We start from the raw sequence: 6293 nt of genomic DNA on the forward strand, positions 1-6293 counted from the left end.
AGAGGAGATCGACATGACCGACTTTGGCAGACTATTGCATGCGGAAGGACCAAATCCCGAGCATGCAGCGGCACTCCAGCTCTACGGTCGCTTCGTCGGCGACTGGGATGCCGAGATCACCGCCCATGGGTCCGATGGCGCGAAACACACCGCGCCCGGAGAAATTCATTTTGGCTGGGTGCTGGAGGGCCGCGCCGTCCAGGACGTCTGGATCATTCCCCGCCCGGCGGGCAGCCCGGCCTTTCCGATCGCCGGCAATTGGTACGGCACGACGCTGCGCGTTTACGATCCGACCATCGATGCGTGGCGGATTTCCTGGTTCGATCCCGGCCGCAGCATATTCCGCCAGCAGATCGGCCGTCTGCGTGGACAGGATATCGTGCAGGAAGGCACGACCGAAACGGGCGAGCTGACGCGCTGGAGCTTTACGGAGATCACCAGGGACTGCTTCCATTGGCTCGGCGAGGTCAAACCGGCCAATGCAACCGATTGGCGGCTGATGGTCGATGTCAGGGCGAAGCGGCGGGCAGCTTAGAGCAAGATGAATATTGGTTGAATCGAATCGGGCCACGAGCTCCATCAACCTCTCCCGCTTGCGGGGGAGGTCGGCGCGAAGCGCCGGGTGGGGGCTCTCTCCATTTAGGGACATTCTCTGTAACCTCAAACAACCCCGACGCGGAGACACCCCCACCCCAGCCCTTCCCCGCAAGCGGGAGAGGGAGCGCACCTCCTGCGCCGCGGTGATGGCGCTCTGAACAACGCGCGCTGCTGCGCATGATTATGAGGTGCTAAGCTCCCGGCACAAAAAGCATGAAGGGAGCGAACGCCGATGGCTGCAAGCGGTGTGCCCGCCAATACGAGCGGGCTGTTCGTCGAGCCGCGCGAGGACCGGCTCGCGCTGCATCAGGAGGAGATCATCGATCCCTTGCGGCCGATCGTCGATCCCCATCACCATCTCTGGAATCGCGGGCACCGCTACCTGATCGAGGAGATGGCCGCGGATATCGCCTCCGGCCACAACATGCTCGCCACCGTCTATGTCGATTGCCGCTCGATGTACCGCGCGCATGGGCCCGAGGCATTCCGGCCCGTCGGCGAAGTCGAGTTCGCCAACGGCGTCGCCGCGATGAGCGCGAGCGGTGCTTACGGCAAGGCCGCGATCTGCGCCGGCATCGTCAGCCACGCCAATCTGCTGCTGGGCGACTCCGCAAAGGGGGTGCTGGAAGCCGAGATCGCGGCCGGCAACGGCCGCTTCCGAGGCATCCGGCATTCCTCGGCCTGGGACCAAGACCCTGCCGTCGCCGGCATGTATGCGAACAGGCCGAGGGGATTGTTGCAGGACCCGACCTTCCGCAAGGGATTTGCCTGCCTTGCACCATTGAAGCTCAGCTTCGATGCCTGGCTGTTCCATCCACAGATCGGTGAGCTCACCGAGCTTGCGCGCGCCTTCCCCGACACCAGAATCGTGCTCGACCATTGCGGCGGCCCGGCCGGAATCGGCCGCTTTGCAGGGCGGCGCGACGAGGTGTTTGCGCAATGGCGCACCTCGATCCGGGAGATCGCGACATGCGGGAACGTCGTGGTCAAGCTCGGCGGGCTCGCAATGTGCCTGCTCGGCTACGACTTCCATCTGCGCGAGAGGCCGCCGTCATCCGAGGAGCTTGCCGCGGCCTGGCGGCCCTATGTCGAAACCTGCATCGAGGCGTTCGGCCCCAGACGTGCGATGTTCGAGAGCAATTTCCCACCGGACAAGGGCCAGTGCAGCTATCAGGTGATCTTCAACGCCTTCAAGCGCATCACCTCGTCTCTGAGCGAGACCGAGAAGACGGCGCTGTTCTCGCAGACCGCAACCGAAGTCTACCGGCTCGAGCTGCCATCATGACGAGAAGAGGGGCCGGGATGTTGATCCCGACCCCTCTTCCGTCGTGGCCGCTGGGAAGCGTCCTTGAATAGAGACTAGCCGGCACCCATCAGCGAGGCTGGACGGCGCTCGCCGGTGGGGGTGAAGATCTTCTTGAGCTTGTTGACCACGCGAATCAGGAAGCCGATCATCACGGGATTGGTCTTGCGGCAGAAGGCGATCTTCTTGACGTGGCCCTCGACATGCCATTTGGCATGCGCGCCGTCGCGGAAGAAAATGACATCGCCCGGGCCGTAGCGCTTCGGCGGCATGCCGTCGCTCTCGAGCACGATCGATCCTTCCATGATCATGATCGTCTCGTCGATATCGTAGTACCAGTTGAAGCGGCCTTCGGTGCACTGCCAGATGATGGTCGAGGCGGTGCCGTCGGCGCTGGTGGACAGGATGTGCGAGCGCGACACGGGATTACCCTCGATGATCCAGGACGGCTCGATCGGCCGCAGCTCGAGGTCGACATTGCAACTACCGATTTCAATCAATGCGCGCGACATCTTCTTCCCCAGGCGATACATTAAATATGGCCGGGTCTCGGCCCGGATTGTTTAGAATGATGTCGGGAACGCTAGTCATCGGTTTTTAATTCTTTCTTACGGAGGCCGCGAAAATCAGCCTGAAGTTGCGGAGGCAAAGCGGTTAACGCCGCGATTTCCCTGCAAATTCGCGCACATGAACCGATCCCTTCCGGGGTGCGACAAAGTGCGCGGAAGCACCAAAACGGAGCCACGCCGATGCCCCTCACGCCCGAGGTTGTAACAGCCGATCGCTCGGTCGTCGCCCGGCTCATCAGCCTCGATGTCTCCTTCGTGCCGGACGAGGAGCCCTGGTTCACCATCGACGGCATCGAAAACCCCCGGCAGATCGGCAGTGACCGTTCCGGCGGCGCGTTCGTGCTGCTGCCGTCGCAGAATATGCTCTACGTCTCATCCGAGGGCCGCGCGGGAATTATTGCTGGCACGTTCGAGGCATTCGTCCAGCTCGTCGTCGCCCGCCCCTATTGGCTCAACATCCTCAAATTTTCCGGCGGCGGCGACCTCCAGGAGATGCGGCGCGCGGCGGAGGCGCTGGAGGCGACGCTCGACGACGAGGACGAAATCAACGAAGCCCGCGAGGAGATCCGCAAGAGCCTCGACCTTGGCGAGGCAGACGATCCCGTCGGCGCGCTCTACGAAGCAATCGCTGCTTCCGACGCCATCGTGCGGGCCACCGACGGCAGCCCGTTCACGACGCTGTTCAACCGTTTCAGTCGACAACAACCCGATGCTGCGCAACGCGGCGGCGTGAACGCGTATAATGCCAGTTTGAGCGCTGAAGCTCCCACATCGTCGTGGCCGGGCTTGTCCCGGCCATCCACGTTTAACGGGCACAAGAACGTGGATGCCCGGGACAAGCCCGGGCATAACGAACAGCGGCCCTACTTCACCCACTCGCCCTTGCGGAACACCGGCACCTTGGTGCCGTCGGGCAAAATGCCGTCGATATCGGTCTCGGCCGAGCCGATCATCCAGTCGATATGGATCAGGCTTTGGTTGCCGCCTTGCGCCGCGATCTGCTGCGGGGTGAGCTGCGCGCCGTTGACGAAGCATTTCGAATAGCACTGGCCGAGCGCGATATGAGACGCTGCATTCTCGTCGAACAGCGTGTTGTAGAACAACAGCCCGCTCTGCGAGATCGGCGATGAATGCGGCACCAGCGCCACTTCGCCGAGACGGCGGGCGCCCTCATCGGTGTCGAGCACCTTGTTCAGGACCTCCGCGCCGCGCGAGGCTTTTGCGTCCACGATCTTGCCGTCCTCGAAGCGCACGGCGATGTTGTCGATCAGCGTACCCTGGTAGGATAGCGGCTTCGAGCTCACGACATGGCCGTAGACCCGGCGGCAATGCGGCGTGGTGAAGACCTCTTCGGTCGGGATGTTGGCGTTGCAGCTGATGCCGTTCTTGGAGAGCGAGGCGCCGCCCTCCCATTCGTGCCCGTCGGCAAGGCCGATGGTGAGGTCGGTGCCCGGCCCCGAATACTGCAGAGCGCGGAAACGCTGGCCGTTCAGCCAATTGGTACGCTCGCGCAGCACCGCATTGTGGCTCGCCCAATTGTCCATCGCGTCCTCGCGGTCGACGCGGGACGCCGCGAAGATCGCATCGGCGAGCTTGCCGATCGCGACGTCCTCGGGATCATCAGGAAAAACCTGCCTGGCCCAGGACGGGCTTGGATAGGCGATGATGTTCCAGTTGGTGTCGAAATTGACGATCTTTTCCAGCGCAGGCTGATAGGCCATCGAATTCGCCTTGCTGGCGCGCGCCACCTTGGAAGGATCTTCGTCCGACAGCAGCATCGGATTGTCGCCGACGATGGCGAGCCGCGCGGTGTTGTCCGAGAACGCCTTGGCCATGCCCTCGTAGAGCCAGCCGGCGGCACGATCGAAACTATTGTCGTGGCCGTGGCGGTAGCGCGCCAGCGTCATCTCCTCGTCCGACAGGATCGGCGTCACGATACCGGCGCCGGCCTTGTAGGCATGCACGGCGATCCGCCGCACCAGCGGCAGCGCGATCGCGGGCGCCGTCAGAAGAAGATCCTGTCCCGGCCGCAAGCCCAGGCCCACCTTCACCGCCACCTCGGCCAGCCGGTCGAGCTTAGCGGGATCGATGGGAGCGGTGGAATTGCGGTGATCAGTCATGCGGGGCCCTCTGCCGAAAGTCTCTCGTTCAATCTAAGTCTAGCATCGTGAGGCGCAAGTGCGCGAGCACCTTGCGACACCGAGAAGATACGCAGTTTCACGCATATTGGTTTTCAACGCGTTGCCGATTTCAGCACCCGGTCAACCATGGCAGGCGCAAGCCCGAGGTAATTTTTTGGTGAGGTGAGCGCCTCGATTGTGGCGCGATCGATGCGACTCGCTATCCGCGGGTCCGCGGACAGCGCATCGGCCAGGCTCATTCCCCTGTCGTTGGCCTGACGGCAGGCGTCATAGACCACGTCATGGGCCTCTTGCCGGCCGAGCTGCGGCGCGAGCCCCATCATGACCGCTTCGGCCACGATCAGGCCGCGGCTGATGGCGAGATTGTCGTTCATCTTCGCCTCATCCACGATGAGACCTGCGAGTGCAAACTTCGCCTGGTGCAGCGCGCCAGCGGTCAACACGAAGCTTTCGGGGATCGCCATCCATTCGGCGTGCCAGGGACCCGTGGCGCGCTCGAAATCCTGCACCATGGCATCAAGCATCAGGCCGGCGTGCTGGCGCACCGCCTTGGAAGCCGCCAGCATCAGTTCCGACGAGATCGGGTTGCGCTTCTGCGGCATGGTCGAGGAGGCGCCGCGTCCCTTGACGAAAGGTTCGTAGACCTCGGCGAACTCGGTCGAGGCCATGATCATGATGTCGAGCGCGATCTTGCCGAGCGAGCCGGTGACGAGCGCGAGGAAGTTCACCGCCTCGGCAAAGCCGTCGCGCGCGACGTGCCAGGTCGAGGCGGGAACGCCGAGCTTCAGCTCGGCACAGAGCGCCTCCTGCACCTCAAAGCCCTTGTCGCCGAGCGAGGCCAGCGTGCCCGCGGCGCCGGCGAACTGTCCGACCAGGACGCGCGGCTTCAACTGCGCCAGCCGCTCGGCATGACGATCGAACATTGCGAGCCAGATCGCGGTCTTGTAGCCGAACGTCACCGGCAACGCCTGCTGGAGATGGGTGCGGCCTGCCATCGGCGTGTCGCGATGACGTTTCGAGAGGTTCGCCAGGATGCCGCGAAGCGCGTCGATGTCGCGCGCGACGATCTCCAGCGCAGCGCGGAGCTGCAGCACCACGGCGGTGTCCATGATGTCCTGCGTGGTCGCGCCCCAATGCACGTAGCGGCCGGCCTCGCCGCATTGCTTCACCATCTGGTGGACCAGCGGGAGGATCGGATAGCCGACGATGTCGGTCTCCTGCCGCAACAGTTCGAAATCGAGCGCGGCGACGTCGGTCCGCGCCGCGATCGCCTCGGCCGCCTGTTGCGGGATCACGCCACACTTCGCTTCCGCCTTCGCCAGCGCCACCTCGACCTCGGCATAGCGCGCCACCAGCGCGACGTCGGAGAACACCTCCCGCATCTCGGGCGTGCCGAAGGCGTCGCGGAACAGCATGGAATCCAGCACAGTGGTGGACGCGGAAAAGGCGGGCATGGGCGTTTCTTCGTGGCTGGTGTTTGTATGGGCGACAGCTTACGCAGTCGGTGCAGTTCGGCAAAGGGCATTCACCGTTGGCCGCATCTACCGCGCGACGGCATTACGGCGGCACCTCCTCCTGTTACTCCGTCATCCTGAGAGCTTGTGACCCTATGAGTTGCGGGCGCGCTATTTGGCTCGGTGGGACGATAGCAATCGGGCGGTAGGCCTCAAGGTTGGTGGGATT

The 6293-nt window shown here is 63.6% G+C and carries 5 protein-coding genes; 2 read left to right on the plus strand and 3 right to left on the minus strand.

Features of this window, described 5'->3' with window-relative positions; all coding sequences use genetic code 11:
- Positions 1 to 13 precede the first annotated feature (13 nt).
- Together IVA81_RS18095 and IVA81_RS18100 are read left to right on the plus strand one after the other, a co-directional pair.
- Complete coding sequence (locus IVA81_RS18095; protein ID WP_247320459.1) at positions 14 to 535, plus strand: hypothetical protein; 522 nt, start codon at positions 14 to 16, stop codon at positions 533 to 535.
- 294 nt (positions 536 to 829) lie between these two features.
- Positions 830 to 1882 (plus strand): amidohydrolase family protein, encoded by a 1053-nt coding sequence (locus tag IVA81_RS18100; RefSeq protein ID WP_247320460.1) that lies wholly within the window; start codon positions 830 to 832, stop codon positions 1880 to 1882.
- A 74-nt stretch (positions 1883 to 1956) separates the two neighbouring features.
- Here IVA81_RS18100 and IVA81_RS18105 read toward each other — a convergent pair whose 3' ends face one another.
- The 3 genes from IVA81_RS18105 to pcaB form a co-directional block, all read right to left on the minus strand.
- Positions 1957 to 2412 (minus strand): cupin domain-containing protein, encoded by a 456-nt coding sequence (locus IVA81_RS18105; protein ID WP_247320463.1) that lies wholly within the window; start codon positions 2410 to 2412, stop codon positions 1957 to 1959.
- Between the two features lie 920 nt (positions 2413 to 3332).
- Complete coding sequence (locus IVA81_RS18110; protein WP_247320464.1) at positions 3333 to 4589, minus strand: aminopeptidase; 1257 nt, start codon at positions 4587 to 4589, stop codon at positions 3333 to 3335.
- 113 nt (positions 4590 to 4702) lie between these two features.
- Positions 4703 to 6064 carry a 3-carboxy-cis,cis-muconate cycloisomerase gene (gene pcaB / locus IVA81_RS18115; RefSeq protein ID WP_247320474.1) on the minus strand — a complete coding sequence of 454 codons (1362 nt, stop codon included), beginning with the start codon at positions 6062 to 6064 and terminating at the stop codon, positions 4703 to 4705.
- Between the last annotated feature and the right edge of the window lie 229 nt (positions 6065 to 6293).

This window comes from Bradyrhizobium sp. 141 (assembly GCF_023074055.1).
Classification (GTDB): domain Bacteria; phylum Pseudomonadota; class Alphaproteobacteria; order Rhizobiales; family Xanthobacteraceae; genus Bradyrhizobium.